The following is a 17,954-nucleotide window of genomic DNA, read 5'->3' as shown; positions in this document are numbered from 1 at the left end:
ACAGATCTTTACGGCGGCGGCATCTGGGCCTTACCTCGGTTTCCGACACTGAACTCATGCATCCAGTGGGATGTTCAACCAGGAGATTCATGATGAGTGTCAAGCCCTCCCTGACCAAGCTGATCGCTGCGGCCGCCCTGATGGCAAGCTTCGGCGGCATGGCCCTGGCCCAAGGCCATGGCGGCCGTGGCATGGGGCCGGGACCCGACATGCCCGGTTTCGGTGGCCGGCATGCTGAGCAGATGTTGGAGATGGTCGACGCCAGCGACGCGCAGCGCAGCCAGATTCACCAGATCATGGACGCGGCGCGCAAGGACCTGCAGGGGCAGCACGATGCGCTGCGCAAGATCCGCGAGCAGCAGATGGGCCTGTTCACGGCGCCCAACATCGACGCCGCGGCGATCGAATCGCTGCGCCAGCAAGCCCAGACCCTGCATGAGCAGCGCTCCAAGCGCATGAGTCAGGCCCTGGTTGACGCGGCCCGCGTGCTGTCGCCCGAGCAGCGTGCCAAGCTGGCGGAGCGCATGAAGAAGATGCGGGTCCGCTTCGAGGAGCGCATGGAACAGCGTCAGAAGCCCTCGGGCCGCTGAGAGTCCCCGGCGGAGCCGCTATGCTGCACGCTGTTTCGGACTCGCGAGCGCTGCCGGCTGCCCGTCACGGCGGTGTGCTCTCTTTGAACATGAACTCCAGACTGCTGCTGCTCGATGACGATGCCCGCCTGACCGGCATGCTGGGCGACTACCTCAGTGCCGCCGGGTACGAGGTGGAAGTGGCTGGCTCCCTGACCGATGGAAAGGCCGCGCTGGAGGGCGAGGCTTTCGACCTGCTGGTGCTGGACCTGATGCTGCCCGACGGCGACGGGCTGGACTTCTGCCGCCAGCTGCGCAGCGACAAGCGTTGGCGCCGCCAGCCCGTGCTGATGCTGTCGGCGCGTGGCGAACCCATGGACCGCATCGTGGGTCTGGAGTTGGGGGCCGACGACTACCTGGCCAAGCCCTTTGAGCCGCGTGAGCTGCTGGCCCGTATCAAGGCGCTGTTGCGCCGTACCGGGCCGGAGCTGACTGGCGACGAGGTGCTGCGCTTCGGTCGCCTGGAGATCGACCTGGCGGCACGCCAGGTGCGGCTGTCGGGCGAGGTCTGCGATCTCACCAGCCATCAGTTCGACCTGCTGGTGGTGCTGGCGCAGAGCCCCGGCCGGGTCCTGTCGCGGGACCAAATCATGGATGCGCTGAAGGGGCATCCGCTGGAGGCCTTCGACCGCTCCATCGACGTCCATATTTCGCGCATCCGCGCCCTGATCGAGGACGACCCGAAGAATCCGCGCCGGGTGCTGACCGTGCGTGGGGCCGGCTACGTGTTCGCGCGCAAGCAGGACCACGGCGAGTGAAGTCGCTTTACCTGCGCATCTACCTCACGGTGGTGACCGTGCTGCTGGCCTTCGCCTTTGGCTCGGCCTGGTTGTTCCAAGGGCAGATCGAGCAGGAGCGTGGCAATTTCGAGGCCGCGTCGTCCGAGCGTTTTGTCGCGATGGGCGTGCTGCTGCATCGCGCGCTGCCACCGGCCAATGCGCCGCGCGAGCTGCAGGCCGAGGAGTTGCGCGAATGGAGCCAACGCCTGCGCATGCCGATGGCGATGGATGATTCGCGCGGCGAGCGCATCGCCACCAGCGCCAGCTTCGAGCGGCGCGTCGACACCCCCGGGGTGCGCCTGCAGCGCGTGGTGCTGGACGATGGTCGCGAACTGGTGTTCCTGCGTGGCAACCGTCCGCCCCAGGGCATGAGGCCCGAGGGTCTGGGCGGCTCGGGGCCCCCGCGCGCCTGGGGCGAAGGCCGACCCGGCCCCGAAGGCCCCTGGCCCGGATTGGGCCTGATGCGGCCCGGCGGCGGCACGACGCTGGTGGTGCTGCTGGTGCTGCTGTTCCTGGGCGTGGCGATAGGCGCCTACCCCGTGGTGCGGCGCCTGACGCGCCGGTTGGAGAATCTGAAGACTGGCGTCGAGGAGTTCGGGGCCGGCCATCTGAGCCACCGCGTGGATGCGGGCGGCAAGGACGAGGTGGCCGCGCTGGCGCACAGCTTCAACCAGGCCGCCGACCGCATCGAGGGCCTGGTGAACTCGCACAAAAGCCTGCTTGCCAATGCCAGCCATGAGCTGCGCTCGCCGCTGGCTCGGCTGAAGATGGCGTTTTCGATGCTGGAGGACAGTGGACCCGAGCAGCGCGCGCGCCTGCAGAAGGAAATCCACACCAACATCGGCGAGCTGGACGCATTGGTGGACGAGGTGTTGCTGGCCAGCCGGCTGGAAAGCGGCGGACAGCCGCCCCGGCTGGAGAACGTGGATCTGGTGCCGCTGGCCGCCGAGGAAAGCGCCCGCGTTAGCGCGGAGCTGCGTGCCGACGAGCCGGCGCTGGCACTGCCGGGTGACGAGCGGCTGCTGCGCCGCGCGCTGCGCAACTTGCTGGAGAACGCGCGCCGTTATGGCGGCGGCCAGATCCTCCTCGAACTGAAGCGCGAGGGGCACTGGGCGGAGCTGCGCGTCTGCGATCGCGGCCCCGGCGTGCCGGAGGCCATGCGCGAGCGCATCTTCGAAGCCTTCTTCCGCCTGCCCGGCCATGCCGAGGTGTCGGGTGGCGTGGGCCTGGGGCTCAATCTGGTCAAGCAGATTGCCCAGCTCCACAAGGGGAGCGTGCGCTGCGAAGGGCGCGAGGGCGGGGGCAGCTGCTTCGTGCTGCGCCTGCCCCTGACGGCCTGAGACGGCGCGGCGACCGTCCGCGTACTCAGGCCTGCGGCCGCTCCGCGCGCTCGACCAGCCGCTGCACCCAGATCAGCCCTGCGGTCGCCAGCAGCAAACCGGCCGCGGCCGCAGCCCAGAAGCCTTGCGCGCCGCCCAGCGATGGCCACGGTTGGGCAAAGGCCAGCCAATAGCCGCCGCCCATGCCCACCCCCCAGATCGCGAACGCGTACACCATCATCGGGGCCACCGTGACGTGGTGGGCGCGCAGCACGGAGGCCGCGATCGCCTGCCCCGCATCGCCCAGGTGGAAGAGCCAGACCCACAGCAGCAGCGGCGCGGCCGCGGCGAGGATGGCGGCGTCCTGCGTGTACAGCGACAGCACTGGGTGGCGCAGCAGGAAGACCGCGCCACCCATCAGTGCCGCGAGGCCCAGGGCCGTCTCCAATCCGTGCCAGCCCAGGCGGCGTGCATCGTCCAGGTCGCGCGCGCCGATGCGCTGGCCGACCAGCGCGCCGGTGGCGTTGCCCAGCGCCATGGGCAGCATGAACATCATGGCCACCAGGTTGGCGGCGAGCTGATGGCCGGCCACCGCCGTCGTGCCCAACCGCGAGATGAACAAGGCCATGAAGGTGAAGCCGGTGACTTCGATCAGGATGGTCATGCCCATGGGCAGGCCCAGGCGCAGCAGGCTGGCGATCATGGGCCAGCGCGGCGCGTGCAGGCCGCCCTGCTGCAGACCGAAGGGCTGGTAATGCGGATCGTGGCGGATCAGCCACCAGCCCACGGCCAGTTGGCCCCAGACCACCAGCGCCGTCGACAAGGCCCCACCGGGTGCGCCCAGGCCGGCCCACCCCGCGGCACCGTGGATCAGCAGCGCGCTCAACGGCAGCTTCAGCGCCAGGCCGCCCAGCTGCAGCGCCATCACGGCCTTGGGGCGCGACACCGCGGTGTTGAAGCCCCGGTAGACCGTGAACAGCAACGCCGCTGGCAAGGCCAGGCCCAGCAGATGCAGGTGACGGCGGATGATGGCCTCGACCTCCGGCTCCGGTCGCGCCAGCGCCAGCAGCGGCTCCGGCCACAGCAGCACCAGCTCACCCATCAGCGTCAGGCCCAGTGCCAGCCAGACGGCCTGGTGCAGGCTCTCGCCGACGCCGGCCAGGTCCTTCGCGCCATAGCGCTGCGCGGCCAGCGGCGAGATCGCCAGCACCACGCCCATTAGCCCGACGAAGATGCTGGTGTACATCGCATTGCCCACCGCCAGCGCGGCGAGATCCAGCGCGCCATAGCGTGCCACCAGCACGGTGTCTATGGTCGAATAGGCCAGTACCGCGAGCTGGCCGATGAAGACCGGCCAGGCCAATGGCAGGATGCGCGACAGACTGTAAAGGCGTTGCGCGCCCAGCATCTTCTTCAAGAGTCGCCTTCCGTGGCCGCTGGCCTGGGGAGGCTGTCGATGTCCTGCGGCGGCCCCGGGCGGATCTCCAGTGCCCGTTCGGCATAGCGGTTGAAGCGCCAGGCCGTGCCTTCCAGCGTGATCCGGCGCCAGGTGGCGCGCTTCTCGGCCGGCGTCAGCACGGGCCAGTTCTGCACCTCGTCGAAGGTTCGGCCGCAGCCCTTGCACCGTTCGTCGCCCTGGCTGGTGGAGCAGATCGCGATGCAGGGGGCGTCCGGCGTGCTGGCGTACCAATCCAGCCAGGCTGTCTTGGCGGGGCCGGGCAGGCCGTCCTCGTCGCATTCGGGCTCGTGGTGGTAGACCATCAGCGCATAGACCTCGGCCAGCGCGCGCACCGGCGCGCAGGCACTGATGCCATCGCCCGGTTCCCGGGCGCGCCACCAATTGATCGCGGCCTCGATGTCGGTGATGTGGATGCCGGCCATGTGCTGAACCGTCATCAGTAGACCAATCCCATCGCGTGACGCACGTCCTTCAGCGTCTTGCGCGCGACGGCACGGGCCCGCTCGGTGCCCACCTCGACGATCCAGTGCACCTTCTTGGGGTCGGCCAGCAGTTCGTCGGCACGCTCGCGCCACGGGGCCTGCTCCTTGTGGATGGCCGCGATCAGCGGCTGCTTGCAGTCCAGGCAGCCGATGGACGCATTGCGGCAGCCCCGGTCGGCCCAGTCGCGCGTGTCGCTGTCGGAATAGAGCTCGTGAAAGGCCCAGACCGGGCAGCGCGCCGGGTCGCCCGGGTCGCCGCGGCGCATGCGCTGCGGGTCGGTGGGCATGGTGCGCAGCTTCTCCTCCACCACCTCGGGTGCGTCGCGCATCGCGATGGTGTTGCCATAGCTCTTGCTCATCTTGCGCCCGTCCAGACCGGCCACGCGCGAGGTCTCGGTAAGCAAGGCCTGCGGCTCTGGGAGGATGGGGTTCTCGGGGGTGTAAAGGTGGTTGAAGCGCCGCGCCACCTCCCGCGTGACTTCCACATGCGGGGCCTGGTCCTCGCCGACGGGCACCAGGTCGGCCTTGTAGATCAGGATGTCTGCCGCCTGCAGCAGCGGATAGCCCAGAAAGCCGTAGGTGGCCAGTTCGCGGTTGCCCTGCACCGCCTCCTTGTAGCTGGGCATGCGCTCCAGCCAGGAGGAGGGCGTGCTCATCGCCAATAGGGTGAACAGCTCCGCGTGCTCGGGCATGCGGCTCTGGATGAACAGGGTGGCCTGCGCGGGGTCTATGCCCGCCGCCAGCCAGTCCACCACCATGTCGTAGACGCTGCGTTCCAGGTTGTGGCGGCTGTCGGGCTGCTGATAGTGGGTGGTCAGCGCATGCCAGTCGGCGACGAAGAAGAAGCAATCGTAGGCCTGTTGCAGCTGAACCCAGTTCTTCAGCGCACCGTGGTAATGGCCCAGGTGCAGGGCACCGGTGGGGCGCATGCCGGAGAGCACGCGTTGACGAACGGGAGAGGAGGGGGGCGGGACGGACATGGGGGAATTGTAGGGAGGCGGCTACACTGCCGCCCCATGAAACGCATCGTGATTCTGATCTCCGGTCGAGGCTCCAACATGGAGGGCATCGTCAAGACCTGCGCCGCTGAAGGGTGGCGTGCGCAGGTCGCCGCGGTGATCAGCAACCGGCCGGAGGCCGCGGGCCTGCGCTTCGCGGCGGAGCAGGGGATTCCGACCGCCGTGGTGGACCACAAGGCCTTCGGCAAGGGCGATGCCGCGCGCGCGGCCTTCGATGCCGAGCTGGCCCGGGTGGTGGATGGCTTCGCACCGGACCTGGTCGTTCTCGCGGGCTTCATGCGCATCCTGACCGCGGGCTTTATCGGCCGCTACGAGGGCCGCATGCTCAACATCCACCCTTCGCTGCTGCCGGCCTTCCCGGGGCTGCACACGCACCAGCGCGCGATAGAGACCGGCTGCCGCGCGGCCGGTGCCACCGTGCATTTCGTCACCGCGGAGTTGGACCAGGGGCCCATCGTCGCCCAGGCCGTGGTGCCGGTGCTGGATGGCGACGACGAAGCGGCGCTCTCGGCGCGCGTGCTGCAACTGGAGCACCGCATGTACCCGCGCACCGTGCGCTGGTTCGTCGAGGGGCAGCTGCAGATCGTGGGTTCGCGCGTGCGCCAGCTGGCTGGCGAGGCCCAGCTCTTCGTCGCCTGAGCGGCGCCTGCGGCCTGCGGCGCCGGTTCAGCTGATCAGGCTGGCGAGGATGTTGATCGTCAGCGCCAGCACGCCGGTGTTGAAGACGAAGGACAGCACGGCCTGCACCAGCACCAGACGGCGCATGGGGCGTGCGCTGACGGCCACGTCCGAGGTCTGCGAGGTCGCGGCCAGCGTGACGGCGAAGTAAAAGAAATCCAGGTAGTCGGGCTCCGCCTCGCGTCCCGGGAACTCCAGCCCGTGCGGCGTGTGGCGGCCGCTGTGATAGAGGCTGGCATAGGCCAGCGCGAACTCCACCGGCAGCAGCATCCAGGAGCCGCTCACCGTGGCCAGCACCAGCAGCAGATGGGGCCAGGCCTTGCCCAGTCCAGCCTGGCGCAGCATGGAAATCTCTACCGCAATGGCGGCCAGGCTGGCGAGCGCGCCCAGCATGGCCAGCACCAGCACGGTGGCCACGCCGTCCGTTAGCGCCCTGGCGTGTGCCAGAACCTGTCCGGCGGGTGTGCGCCCCATCATCCACAGCACCAGCACGACATAGGTCCAGGTGGCCACGGCCCAGCCGGTCAGCACCCGGGCCAGGGTGCCCATGTCGCTGGGCCACAGCACGGCCAGCAGCGCGCCGCCCACCACGCCCAGCAGCAGGCGCGGGCGCAGCTTGAGCTGCTGCAGCAACGTCACGCCGACCTGTCCTCAAGGGCGAAGCGGGGCTGGCGCACGCCGTCCACCACGACCTCCTCGAAGAACATCGCATACGGACGCACCCACAACTCCCCTCGGCCGTACAACGGGCGGTAGAGCACCAGCGGCTCCAGTGTCTCGCTGTGTCGGGCCACGCCGACCAGCTCATAAGGCAGGCCTTTGTAGTGGCGGTAGCGGCCGGTTGGCGCGGGCGGCAACGCGGGCAGATCGTCGTCGAGGCTCATCGTGTCGGCGGGGTTCCGCGCAGGAACGCGCGGGCGGGGATAATCCGGGGATGCATCCTAATGCCCTTCTGGACCTTGGCGCCGAACTGGTGGACAGCCTGCTGCTGTTCGACGCGCCCGCCGACAATCTCGTGTCGGCCTTCTTCCGCCAACGCAAGGCCCTGGGCCAGCGCGAGCGCCATACCCTGGCCGAGACGGCCTATGCCGTGCTGCGCCAGCGCCTGCTGCTGCAGCATCTGGCGCAATCCGGGCGTGGGCCCATGGCGCGCCGGCTGGCCATTCTGGCCTGGGTCGGCAACGAAGCTTTCCTGCGCGGCGCACTCACCGAGCAGGAGCAGCAATGGCTCAAGCAGGTGCAGGCGGTCGACCGCAGCCAGCTGGCGCCGCGCCTGCGTCACAACCTGCCCGAATGGCTGGCCGAGCCGCTGCTGCAGCGCCTGGGCGAAACGGAGTTCTGGGCGCTTGCCGCCGCAATGAGCGAATCCGCGCCGCTGGATTTGCGCGTCAACCTGCTCAAGGCCAAGCGCGAGGAGGTGCAGGCCGCGCTGGAGGCCAAGGGCTTCAAGGCCGTGCCGACGCCGTATTCCCCTTGGGGGCTGAGGCTGGAGGGCAAGCCGGCGCTGCAGAAGCTGGAGCTGTTCACCAGTGGCCAGGTGGAAGTCCAGGACGAGGGCAGCCAGTTGCTGGCCTTGCTGCTGGAGGCCAAGCGCGGCGAGATGGTGGTGGACTTCTGCGCCGGTGCCGGTGGGAAGACCCTGGCGCTGGGCGCGGCGATGCGCAACACCGGCCGCCTCTATGCCTTCGACGTCTCCGGTCATCGCCTGGACAAGCTCAAGCCGCGGCTGGCGCGCAGCGGCCTGTCCAATGTCTACCCGGTGCAGATCGCGCATGAACGCGATGAGCGCGTGAAGCGCTTGTCCGGCAAGGTGGACCGCGTGCTGGTTGACGCCCCCTGCTCGGGCCTGGGCACGCTGCGCCGCAATCCGGACCTGAAGTGGCGCCAGACGCCCGAAGGCGTGCAGGAACTGGCGGCCAAGCAACTGGCCATCCTGAACAGCGCCGCGCGCATGCTCAAGCCGGGTGGCCGCCTGGTTTACGCCACCTGCAGCCTGCTGGATGCCGAGAACGAGGCCGTGGCCCAGGCCTTCAGCGAGGCGCATCCGGAGTTCAAGCTCAAGCCCGCCACGGAGGTGCTGAGCCATGCCCAGGTGTCCGAGGCGCAGGCGCAAGCCTTGTGCGAAAACGGCTATCTGCGCCTGTGGCCGCATCGTCACCAGAGCGATGGCTTCTTTGCCGCCGTCTGGGAGCGCGATCGCTGAGGCCACGACCGTTCGTCGCCTGCCCATGGCGCGCGGCAATGCTGCGCGCTTCGGGTGGGCCTGATTTGGGGCAAGGAAAAGCCGCAGGGCTTGATTTAGGGGGCGTCGCCTACAATTGCGGCTTCTGTGGATCAGTGCCCCCGATGCTCTCGGGGGCGGGCTAGGACCGAATGGACTTCTTGAATACCGTGCACGATGGCGTGCTGAACTGGCTGAGCGACGGCCTGCTGGGCGCCAGTTGGTGGCAGATCCTCGCGTACACGCTGGTCGTGACGCACATCACGATCGCCGCTGTCACCATCTTCCTGCACCGCGCGCAGGCGCACCGGGCGCTGGACCTGGGGCCCATTCCGTCTCACTTCTTCCGCTTCTGGCTGTGGATGACCACGGGCATGGTGACCAAGGAGTGGGTGGCCATCCACCGCAAGCACCATGCGAAGTGCGAGACCGAGGAGGATCCGCACAGCCCCATCACCCGCGGCATCGAAACCGTGATGCTGCGCGGCTCTGAGCTCTATCGTGCCGAAGCCAAGAACCAGGAAACCCTGGCCAAGTACAGCCACGGCGTGCCCGACGACTGGATGGAGCGCAACGTCTACACCCGTCACTCGGTGCTCGGCGTCTCGCTGATGATGGTCATCAACCTGGCGCTGTTCGGCGCGATCGGTGTCACCATCTGGGCGATCCAGATGGCCTGGATCCCGTTCTGGGCGGCGGGTGTGATCAACGGCGTGGGCCACTACTGGGGCTATCGCAACTTCGAGGCGCAGGACGCGTCGACCAATGTCTCGCCCTGGGGGCTGATCATCGGCGGCGAGGAGTTGCACAACAACCACCACACCTACCCGACCTCGGCCAAGTTCTCGGTCAAGCCCTTCGAGTTCGACATCGGCTGGGGCTATATCCGCGCCTTCGAGATGCTGGGCTGGGCCAAGGTGCGCAAGACCGCGCCGCAGATGCGTACCGGCGAGCTTAAGGCCGTGGCCGACAAGGACACGCTGGAGGCCATCATCGCTAACCGCTACGAGCTGATGGCCCGCTACGCACGCGAAATGCGCACCGCCTGCGCCGGTGAACTGGCGCGCCTGAAGGCGGCTGGCCAGCAGCACAGCGAGCAGTGGGCGCAATTCAAGCTGGCCAAGCGCTGGTTGCACCGTGACCAGGACCGCATTCCCAGCGCCTATCGCGAGCAGATCGCCGGTGCGCTGGCGGCCAGCCCCGCGCTGCACAAACTCACCAGCATGCGCGAGGAACTGCGCCAGCTCTGGACGCGGACCAATGTCTCCGCCGAGCAGCTGGTGGCCGACCTGCAGGCCTGGTGCCGCAAGGCGGAAGAGAGCGGCATTGCCGAACTGAAGGCGTTTGCGCTGGGCCTGCGGACTGTGCGTGCCTGAATGTTGCAGCCGTAACCGGTGATGACCGGTGCGTTGCGCGAAGTTTCGCAGCAGTAAAGAGCGCGGCCCCGGCCGCGCTTTTTTTCATCATGGCCACATAATTTGAGCTCCGATGAATCCCACAAGGAGCTGCCATGAACAACAGGATCACGGTCATCGCCCGTGCCGCCGCCGTCGTGCTGACGCTGCAGGCCGGCATGGCCCTGGCCCAGGCCGAGGTGAAGTTCGTTTCTCCGGAGAAGTTCAGTGACGCGGGCGAGTCCGAGCGTGACCGTGATGATGCGCTCAAGGTGCTGGCCACGCACTTCGAGGAACAGGCGGCCAAGCAGCTGCCCGGCAAGCAGCTGAAGATCGAAGTCAAGGACGTGGATCTTGCGGGCGAGATCGAGCCTCGGGGCAGCGGCATGCAGCGCATCCGCGTGATGCGCAGTGCCACCATCCCGCGCATTACCCTCAGCTATGTGCTCAGCGAGGGTGGCAAGGAACTCAAGCGGGGCGACGCCTCGCTGACCGATCTGAGCTACCAGACCGCCACGATGGTGCGCTATGGACCGGACGATCCCATGCGCTACGAGAAGAAGCTCATCGACGACTGGATGAGCAAGGAACTGGTGGGCAAGCCCTCCAGCATGGCCAAGGGCCAGTAAGCCTTCGCGCAAGATCCGGCAGAAACGACAAAGCCCGCCAATGGCGGGCTTTGCTTCTTCAAGGAAGAGGGCCGAATTACTTCAGCTTGATTTCCTTGTACAGCACGTGCTTGCGTGCCTTGGGGTCGAACTTCATGAATTCCAGCTTTTCGGGCGTGGTCTTCTTGTTCTTGTTGGTCGTGTAGAAGTGACCGGTGCCGGCAGTGGATTCCAGCTTGATCTTCTCGCGTCCGCCTTTGGATGCCATGGTATCGCTCCTGATTCAGTGATTAGGCTTGACCGCGGGCACGCAGGTCGGCCAGCACGGCGTCGATGCCCTTCTTGTCGATCAGGCGCAGACCCGCGTTGCTGATGCGCAGGCGCACCCAGCGGTTCTCGCTCTCGACCCAGAAACGACGGTATTGCAGGTTCGGCAGGAACCGGCGCTTGGTTTTGTTGTTGGCGTGGGAAACGTTGTTCCCGACCATGGGCTTCTTGCCCGTGACTTCGCAGACGCGTGCCATGAGGACACTCCGATACTTGTCATACAGCGACCGCTAGACGCCGGAAGCGCGCAGGACAACCTGAGCATGCAACCGTGAAGCGGCGGCCTCACCTCGCCAAAAGGGTGGCGGTAACCCGTGTTCTCTTGCTCGAACAGCCGTGTCTGCTGCGTCGACGCGTGCCGCATCAGGGATGCGATGCCATCAACGAGCGCAAGGTATGCGCAAGAAAGACCGCGAGTATAGCCTACTCGCGATCTGTTTGCCAAGGCGCGCGCCACGGCCACTGAGCGGCCCGGGGCCGCTCAGTGGCCCTGTTGCTCCAGGTAGCGCTGGGCATCCAGCGCGGCCATGCAGCCCGTGCCGGCGCTGGTGATGGCCTGGCGGTAGACATGGTCCTGCACGTCGCCGGCGGCGAAGACACCGGGCACGCTGGTCATCGTGGCGAAGCCTTCCAGGCCGCTCTTGGTGACGATGTAGCCGTCCTTCATCGTCAGCTGGTCCTTGAAGATCTCGGTGTTGGGCTGGTGGCCGATCGCGATGAAGCAGCCCTTGAGGGTCAGGTCTTGCGTCGTGCCGGTCTCGACATGGCGCAGGCGCACGCCGGTCACGCCGGTGGCGTCGCCCAGCACCTCGTCCAGCGTTTGGAAGGTGTGCAGCACGATCTTGCCGGCCGCCACCTTCTCCATCATCTTGTCCACCAGGATGGGCTCGGCGCGGAACTTGTCGCGGCGATGGATCAGGTGCACGACGTTGGCGATGTTGGACAGGTACAGCGCCTCTTCGACGGCGGTGTTGCCGCCGCCAACCACGCAGACATCCTGCTCGCGATAGAAGAAGCCGTCACAGGTAGCGCAGGCGCTGACGCCGCGGCCCATGAAGGCCTCTTCGCTGGGCAGGCCCAGGTACTTGGCCGAGGCGCCGGTGGCGATGATCAGCGCGTCGCAGGTGTAGGTGCCGCTGTCGCCTTTCAGCGTGAAGGGGCGCTTGGCGAAGTCAACCGCGTTGATGTGGTCGAAGACGATCTCGGTGTTGAAGCGCTCCGCATGCTGCTGGAAGCGCTGCATCAGCTCGGGGCCCTGCACGCCCATCACGTCGGCGGGCCAGTTGTCCACCTCGGTGGTGGTCATCAGCTGACCGCCTTGAGCCATGCCGGTGATCAGCACCGGCTTCAGGTTGGCGCGCGCCGCATAGATGGCGGCGGTGAAGCCGGCGGGGCCGGAGCCCAGGATCAGCAGGGGGACGTGGCGGGTGGTTTGGCTCATGAGATCGGCAGATGGGGGCGGACATGAGGGTCGCAAGATCCGGCTTGGTCAGGCCGGCCGGCGAGCGCGTCGACTTCGCATTCCGTGCACGGAATCGCGCAATCTACGCGCTGGCGACCGAAAGATGTTGTGAACAAGTTGACACAGTGGCCGGATTCTAGGTCTTGGCACATACACTCGCCTGACGTAATGAGCAAGACCAGACAGGAGGAAAGCTCTCATGGCCATGCTGTCCAACCTTGACCTGATCCGCCGCGTGCCGCTGTTCTCGCTGCTCACGGCCGATCAGGCGCAGTCCATCGCCGACAGCGTCGTCAAGCGCCGCTTCAAGCGGGGCGAGCTGGTGGTGGAGCAGGGCACCAAGTCGAACGCGCTGTTCATCCTGCTGAACGGCCGCGCCCGGGTGCTGACCGCCGACAACCGCGGCCGGGAGGTGATCCTGGCCGTGCTGCAGCCGGGCGACTATGTCGGCGAGATGAGTTTGATCGACAACGAACCGCATTCGGCCACCGTGCGCGCCGAGGTGCAGACCGACATGCTGGTGCTGGGGCGTGCGGAATTCGCCCGCTGCCTACCCGAACCCAACAGCTTGGCGTACGGCATTCTGCGCGGCCTGGTTGCGCGGCTGCGCAATGCCGACCGCCAGATCGAATCGCTGGCGCTGCTGGACGTGTACGGCCGTGTCGCCCGCACGCTGCTGGACATGGCGGAAGAAGAAAAGGGCGTCAAGATCATCCGCGGCAAGGTGTCGCGCCAGGACATGGCCAAGGTGGTCGGCGCCTCGCGCGAGATGGTCAGCCGGGTCATGAAGGACCTGGAGGACCGCGGCGTGATCGAGACTCTGGAGAACGGGTCGGTCGTCATCAAGGAACGACTGCAACACGATTGAACACCTGGGACGCCGCCCCCGGGGCCTGAGCGGTTGGCCTGCGTCACAATGGCGGGATGAGTTTTCCAGGTTCCCTTCTGAACGGCGAGACGCCGGCCGCCGAACGCGCCACCTTGCGGCGCGGCAAGAAGTCTCCGGCGCCCGTGGCGGCGCCGTCCAACCCGCTGCGTACGCCGCTGTGGTTGCTGGCGACCGGGATTCTGTGGTGCCTGGTCTTGCTGGCGCTGCTCAGCCATGACCGGGCCGATTCCGCTTTCAGCGTCGCCGCGGGCCAGGAGCTCACGCGCAATCGCGTCGGTGCCCTGGGTGCCTGGATCTCCGATCTGCTGCTGTTCGGCTTCGGCTATTCCTGCTGGTGGCTGATGCTGGTGGGCCTGCGCAGCTGGCTGGGCGCCCTGGCTGGCCTGCTGCGTGCCGACGATACGCCGCCGCGCGGCCTGCGCGAGCGGCTGCCCACGGCGGGGGGGCTGCTGTTGCTGCTGGCGGCCAGTTGCGCGCTCGAATGGACGCGCCTCTATGGCTGGGAGACGCGCCTGCCGGGCCATGCCGGCGGCATCGTCGGCTACACCCTGGGGCCGCTGAGCATGAGGCTGCTGGGCTTTGCCGGCTCGGGCGTGGTGTGGATCGCCGCGCTCGTGCTGGGTTCGGCCTGGGCGCTGAAGTTCTCGTGGCTGCGCGTGGCGGAACTGATCGGTACCTGGATCGAGGGCCTGCGCGAGCGCCAGGTCACGCAGCGCGAGATCGCCGAGGACAAGCGCGTCGGCAAGGTCGCCAAGCGCGAGCGCGAGCAGGTGGTGGAGGAAGAGCGCCACGTCGTCGAGGAGCACCAACCCATCGTGATCGAGACGCCGGTGGTGGAGGTGCCCAAGTCCACCCGCGTCGCCAAGGAACGCCAGCAGACGCTGTTCGTGGACCCCAGCGACGCCAAGCTGCCGCAGGTGGACCTGCTCGATGCGCCGCCGCCGCGCATCGAGACCGTCACGCCCGAATCGCTGGAAATGACCAGCCGCATGATCGAGAAGAAGTTGAAGGACTTCGGCGTCGAGGTGCGGGTGGTGGCGGCGATGCCTGGCCCGGTGATCACGCGCTATGAGATCGAGCCGGCCACCGGCGTGAAGGGCTCGCAGATCGTCAACCTGGCCAAGGACCTGGCGCGCTCGCTGAGCCTGGTGTCCATCCGCGTGGTCGAAACCATCCCGGGCAAGAACTACATGGCGCTGGAGCTGCCCAATGCGCGGCGCCAGACCATACGCCTGTCCGAGATCCTCGGCTCCCAGGTCTATGCCGATGCCGCGTCGTCGCTGACCATGGGCCTGGGCAAGGACATCGTCGGCCAGCCCGTGGTGGCCGACCTAGCCAAGATGCCGCACTGCCTGGTCGCCGGTACCACCGGCTCGGGCAAGTCGGTGGGCATCAACGCGATGATTCTGTCGCTGCTGTACAAGGCCGAGGCGCGCGACGTGCGGCTGATCCTGATCGACCCGAAGATGCTGGAAATGAGCGTCTACGAGGGCATCCCGCATTTGCTGGCGCCTGTGGTCACCGACATGAAACAGGCCGGCAACGCGCTGAACTGGTGCGTGGGCGAGATGGAGCGGCGCTACAAGCTGATGTCCAAGCTGGGCGTGCGCAACCTGGCCGGCTACAACAAGAAGATCGCCGACGCCGCCGAGCGCGAGGAGAAGATCCCTAATCCTTTCAGCCTGACGCCCGAGGAGCCGGAGCCGCTGGAGCGCCTGCCCCACATCGTGGTGGTGATCGACGAGCTGGCCGACCTGATGATGGTGGTGGGCAAGAAGATCGAAGAGCTGATCGCGCGCCTGGCGCAGAAGGCGCGTGCCGCGGGCATCCACCTCATCCTGGCGACGCAGCGTCCGTCGGTGGACGTGATCACCGGCCTGATCAAGGCCAACATTCCGACCCGACTGTCCTTCCAGGTCAGTTCCAAGATCGACAGCCGCACCATCCTCGACCAGATGGGCGCCGAGGCGCTGCTGGGCATGGGCGACATGCTCTACATGGCCTCGGGCACCGGCTTGCCGGTGCGCGTGCACGGCGCCTTCGTCAGCGACGACGAGGTGCACCGTGTCGTCGAGTACCTTAAGGAGCAGGGCGGCGAGCCCAACTACATCGAAGGCATCCTGGAGGGCGGGGTGCTCGACGGCGAGGGCGGAGGCGGCGATGGGCTGCCGGGCCTGGGCAACAGCGGCGACGCCGAGTCCGATCCGATGTACGACCAGGCCGTCGCCATCGTGCTGCAGCACAAGCGGGCCTCGATCTCGCTGGTGCAGCGTCATCTGCGCATCGGCTACAACCGCGCGGCCCGTCTGCTGGAGCAGATGGAGAAGTCGGGCCTGGTCTCGTCCATGGCCACCAACGGCAACCGCGACATCATCGTGCCCAAGCGCGACGAATGAGCGCGGCGATCGAGACGCCCTTTCCCTTCGCGATGGACAAGCAAGTCATGAAGAAGTTGTTCCTCAATTCGGCGCTGGGCTTGGCCCTGCTGGCCGCAACCGCGGGCGCCGCCCGTGCCGATGGTGTCGGCGCGCTGCAGCAATTTGTCGCCGAGGTGAAGAGCGGCCGCGCCAGCTTCACCCAGACCGTCAGCTCGCCCGATGGCCGGCGCAAGAAGAGCTCCAGCGGCAGCTTCGAGTTCCAGCGCCCCAACCAGTTCCGCTTCAGCTACGAGAAGCCGGCGCCTCAGCTCATCATCGGCGATGGCAAGAAGGTCTGGGTCTACGACCCCGAGCTGGCCCAGGCCACGGTGCGCGCGATGGACCAGGCGCTGGGCGCTACGCCGGTGGCCCTGCTCGCCGGCGGCGACCTGCAGCGCGAGTTCGAACTGAAGAACCTGCCCTCCGAACAGGGCCTGGACTGGGTGCAGGCCTCGCCGCGCCGCAGCGACAGCGGCTTCCAGGGCCTGAAGCTGGGTTTCAAGGGCCAGACCCTGGCGGCGATGGAGTTCACCGATGCCTTCGGTCAACGCTCGCTGATGCAGTTCAGCGAGGTGCAGGTCAACACCCGACTCCCGGCCGAGCGTTTCCGCTTCGATCCGCCGGCCGGCACCGACGTGGTCCAGTCGCGCTGAGGCCGGCGAATGCACGCATGAGCAACGCCTCGCTGTTCCCGGACGAGTTCGACCCGGTGCCGCAGCCGTCGTCCGCGCGCGCGCCGGTCGCCGCACCCGGCGCCGCGCCGCTGCCCGAGCGCCTGCGTCCGCGCCAGCTCGACGAAGTCGTCGGCCAGCGCCATCTGCTCGGCGAGGGCATGCCCTTGCGCGTGGCGCTGGAGACCGGCCGTCCGCATTCCATGATCCTGTGGGGGCCGCCCGGCGTGGGCAAGACCACGCTGGCGCGGCTGATGGCGCAGCATTTCGACGCGCAGTTCATTGCCATTTCCGCGGTGCTGGGCGGCGTGAAGGACATCCGCGAGGCGGTGGAGCGCGCCCAGGCGGCGGCCGGGCAGGGGCGGCGCACCATCGTCTTCGTCGACGAGGTGCACCGCTTCAACAAGGCGCAGCAGGATGCCTTCCTGCCGCATGTCGAATCCGGGCTGTTCAGCTTCATCGGCGCGACGACCGAAAACCCGTCGTTCGAGGTCAACTCGGCGCTGCTGTCGCGCGCCACTGTCCATGTGCTGCGGGCCATGGACGAAGAGGACCAACGCGAGCTGCTGTCGCGCGGCATCGCGGCGCTGCAATGCCCGCCGTTCAGCGAAAGTGCGGTCCAGCGCCTCATCGGCTATGCCGATGGCGATGCGCGCCGCCTGCTCAACACGCTGGAGACTGTGGCCCAGCTGACGCCGTCGGGCACCGCCGAGATCGACGATGCGCTGCTGGAGCGCACGCTGGGCGAGCAGCTGCGCCGCTACGACAAGGGTGGCGATCAGTTCTACGACGTCATCTCGGCGCTGCATAAATCGGTGCGCGGCTCCGATCCCGACGCGGCGCTGTACTGGCTGGTGCGCATGCTCGATGGCGGCGTGGATGCGCGCTACATCACCCGCCGCCTGATCCGCATGGCCAGCGAGGACATCGGCCTGGCCGACCCGCGCGCGCTGCGGCTCACGCTGGACGCCGCCGACACCTATGAGCGCCTGGGCTCGCCCGAGGGCGAACTGACGCTGGCGCAGGCCGTGGTCTATCTGGCCATTGCGCCCAAGTCCAACGCCGTCTACAAGGCCTACAACCAGGTGCGGGCGCTGATCAAGCAGGACAGCAGCCGCCCGGTGCCCGTGCATCTGCGCAATGCGCCGACCCGGCTGATGAAGGAGCTGGGCTATGGCAAGGCCTATCGCTACGCGCATGACTTCCCGGGTGCCTTCGTCGCCGGCGAGCAGTACCTGCCCGACGGCCTGGAGGACCAGCGCTTTTACGAGCCCGTGCCGCGCGGATTGGAGATTCGCATCGCCGACCGCCTGGCCGAGCTGCGCCGATTGAATCACGAGGCTCGCGAAGACGACACCGGCGCTTGACCGCCGTCAGCCGCGAAGGCGGACGCTAGCACGAAGCCGCAGGGCCGCCCTGCGGGTAATCCACAGCCGTTGTGCGCAGTGCGGCCTATCTAGAATTTCCGCACTTGCAGGCCCGACGGCGGCATTGCGCCCACGCCCGCCGTGGGCTTTTTTATGGGCGGGCCTGCTCCACCAATGAACGCGGCGCCACGGGCGCGTCGCTGCGGAGTCGGTCCATGGACATCCTGTTTCAA

19 protein-coding genes are annotated in these 17,954 nt (G+C 67.5%); 11 read left to right on the top strand and 8 right to left on the bottom strand.

Annotation, left to right across the window (positions count from 1 at the left end):
* Nucleotides 1-92 precede the first annotated feature (92 nt).
* The 3 genes from LZ017_RS20300 (at nt 93) to LZ017_RS20290 (ending at nt 2,748) form a co-directional block, all read left to right on the top strand.
* Entirely contained in the window at nt 93-590 is a 498-nt protein-coding gene (locus tag LZ017_RS20300) for a Spy/CpxP family protein refolding chaperone (protein ID WP_241398751.1), read from the top strand.
* An 89-nt stretch (nt 591-679) separates the two neighbouring features.
* Entirely contained in the window at nt 680-1,387 is a 708-nt protein-coding gene (locus LZ017_RS20295) for a response regulator (RefSeq protein ID WP_241398750.1), read from the top strand.
* Nucleotides 1,384-2,748 carry a HAMP domain-containing sensor histidine kinase gene (locus LZ017_RS20290; RefSeq protein WP_241398749.1) on the top strand — a complete coding sequence of 455 codons (1,365 nt, stop codon included), beginning with the start codon at nt 1,384-1,386 and terminating at the stop codon, nt 2,746-2,748. The genes LZ017_RS20295 and LZ017_RS20290 overlap by 4 nt, the downstream gene beginning before the upstream one ends.
* A gap of 25 nt (nt 2,749-2,773) precedes the next feature.
* Here LZ017_RS20290 and LZ017_RS20285 read toward each other — a convergent pair whose 3' ends face one another.
* Genes LZ017_RS20285 through trpS form a run of 3 tightly spaced genes read right to left on the bottom strand, consistent with a single transcriptional unit; the run spans nt 2,774 to nt 5,648 of the window.
* Nucleotides 2,774-4,135: an MATE family efflux transporter gene (locus LZ017_RS20285; protein WP_241398812.1), complete on the bottom strand. Its 1,362-nt coding sequence runs from the start codon at nt 4,133-4,135 to the stop codon at nt 2,774-2,776.
* A gap of 5 nt (nt 4,136-4,140) precedes the next feature.
* The gene (locus tag LZ017_RS20280; protein WP_241398811.1) at nt 4,141-4,608 is read right to left on the bottom strand and encodes a DUF3717 domain-containing protein; all 468 of its coding nucleotides are present in this window, start codon (nt 4,606-4,608) and stop codon (nt 4,141-4,143) included.
* A 14-nt stretch (nt 4,609-4,622) separates the two neighbouring features.
* Nucleotides 4,623-5,648 carry a tryptophan--tRNA ligase gene (trpS, locus tag LZ017_RS20275; protein WP_241398748.1) on the bottom strand — a complete coding sequence of 342 codons (1,026 nt, stop codon included), beginning with the start codon at nt 5,646-5,648 and terminating at the stop codon, nt 4,623-4,625.
* Nucleotides 5,649-5,684: 36 nt separating this feature from the next.
* Here trpS and purN point away from each other — a divergent pair, with 36 nt between their 5' ends.
* The gene (gene purN / locus LZ017_RS20270; protein ID WP_241398747.1) at nt 5,685-6,326 is read left to right on the top strand and encodes a phosphoribosylglycinamide formyltransferase; all 642 of its coding nucleotides are present in this window, start codon (nt 5,685-5,687) and stop codon (nt 6,324-6,326) included.
* A 27-nt stretch (nt 6,327-6,353) separates the two neighbouring features.
* On the opposite strand, the gene LZ017_RS20265 is transcribed toward purN, so the two are convergent.
* Together LZ017_RS20265 and LZ017_RS20260 are read right to left on the bottom strand one after the other, a co-directional pair.
* The gene (locus LZ017_RS20265) at nt 6,354-7,004 is read right to left on the bottom strand and encodes a DUF1345 domain-containing protein (protein ID WP_241398746.1); all 651 of its coding nucleotides are present in this window, start codon (nt 7,002-7,004) and stop codon (nt 6,354-6,356) included.
* The gene (locus LZ017_RS20260) at nt 7,001-7,249 is read right to left on the bottom strand and encodes a DUF1653 domain-containing protein (protein WP_241398745.1); all 249 of its coding nucleotides are present in this window, start codon (nt 7,247-7,249) and stop codon (nt 7,001-7,003) included. The genes LZ017_RS20265 and LZ017_RS20260 overlap by 4 nt, the downstream gene beginning before the upstream one ends.
* A 50-nt stretch (nt 7,250-7,299) precedes the next feature.
* Between LZ017_RS20260 and LZ017_RS20255 the strand changes: the two genes are divergently transcribed.
* The 3 genes from LZ017_RS20255 (at nt 7,300) to LZ017_RS20245 (ending at nt 10,609) form a co-directional block, all read left to right on the top strand.
* Nucleotides 7,300-8,568, top strand: coding sequence for an RsmB/NOP family class I SAM-dependent RNA methyltransferase (locus tag LZ017_RS20255; RefSeq protein WP_241398744.1), 1,269 nt, complete (start codon nt 7,300-7,302; stop codon nt 8,566-8,568).
* Between the two features lie 170 nt (nt 8,569-8,738).
* Complete coding sequence (locus LZ017_RS20250; protein ID WP_241398743.1) at nt 8,739-9,962, top strand: fatty acid desaturase; 1,224 nt, start codon at nt 8,739-8,741, stop codon at nt 9,960-9,962.
* A 134-nt stretch (nt 9,963-10,096) separates the two neighbouring features.
* Entirely contained in the window at nt 10,097-10,609 is a 513-nt protein-coding gene (locus LZ017_RS20245) for a DUF3016 domain-containing protein (RefSeq protein WP_241398742.1), read from the top strand.
* A 76-nt stretch (nt 10,610-10,685) separates the two neighbouring features.
* On the opposite strand, the gene rpmG is transcribed toward LZ017_RS20245, so the two are convergent.
* From rpmG to trxB, 3 genes are all read right to left on the bottom strand, one after another.
* The gene (gene rpmG, locus LZ017_RS20240) at nt 10,686-10,856 is read right to left on the bottom strand and encodes a 50S ribosomal protein L33 (protein ID WP_025564431.1); all 171 of its coding nucleotides are present in this window, start codon (nt 10,854-10,856) and stop codon (nt 10,686-10,688) included.
* 22 nt (nt 10,857-10,878) lie between these two features.
* Nucleotides 10,879-11,112 (bottom strand): 50S ribosomal protein L28, encoded by a 234-nt coding sequence (gene rpmB, locus LZ017_RS20235; protein WP_241398741.1) that lies wholly within the window; start codon nt 11,110-11,112, stop codon nt 10,879-10,881.
* 284 nt (nt 11,113-11,396) lie between these two features.
* Nucleotides 11,397-12,356: a thioredoxin-disulfide reductase gene (gene trxB / locus LZ017_RS20230; RefSeq protein WP_241398740.1), complete on the bottom strand. Its 960-nt coding sequence runs from the start codon at nt 12,354-12,356 to the stop codon at nt 11,397-11,399.
* A 220-nt stretch (nt 12,357-12,576) separates the two neighbouring features.
* On the opposite strand from trxB, the gene LZ017_RS20225 reads away from it, so the two are divergent.
* The 4 genes from LZ017_RS20225 to LZ017_RS20210 are packed head-to-tail and all read left to right on the top strand — an operon-like array spanning nt 12,577 to nt 17,721.
* Nucleotides 12,577-13,245, top strand: a complete 669-nt coding sequence (locus tag LZ017_RS20225) for a Crp/Fnr family transcriptional regulator (RefSeq protein WP_241398739.1) — start codon at nt 12,577-12,579, stop codon at nt 13,243-13,245.
* 56 nt (nt 13,246-13,301) lie between these two features.
* Complete coding sequence (locus LZ017_RS20220) at nt 13,302-15,662, top strand: DNA translocase FtsK (protein WP_241398738.1); 2,361 nt, start codon at nt 13,302-13,304, stop codon at nt 15,660-15,662.
* Nucleotides 15,663-15,709: 47 nt separating this feature from the next.
* Nucleotides 15,710-16,336, top strand: coding sequence for an outer membrane lipoprotein chaperone LolA (gene lolA, locus LZ017_RS20215; protein ID WP_241398737.1), 627 nt, complete (start codon nt 15,710-15,712; stop codon nt 16,334-16,336).
* A 17-nt stretch (nt 16,337-16,353) separates the two neighbouring features.
* Nucleotides 16,354-17,721 (top strand): replication-associated recombination protein A, encoded by a 1,368-nt coding sequence (locus LZ017_RS20210; RefSeq protein ID WP_241398736.1) that lies wholly within the window; start codon nt 16,354-16,356, stop codon nt 17,719-17,721.
* Nucleotides 17,722-17,954: the final 233 nt, after the last annotated feature.

Source organism: Pelomonas sp. CA6 (genome assembly GCF_022549225.1).
In the GTDB taxonomy this organism is placed as follows: domain Bacteria; phylum Pseudomonadota; class Gammaproteobacteria; order Burkholderiales; family Burkholderiaceae_C; genus Roseateles.
This window is presented reverse-complemented; position numbering and strand designations above follow the sequence as displayed.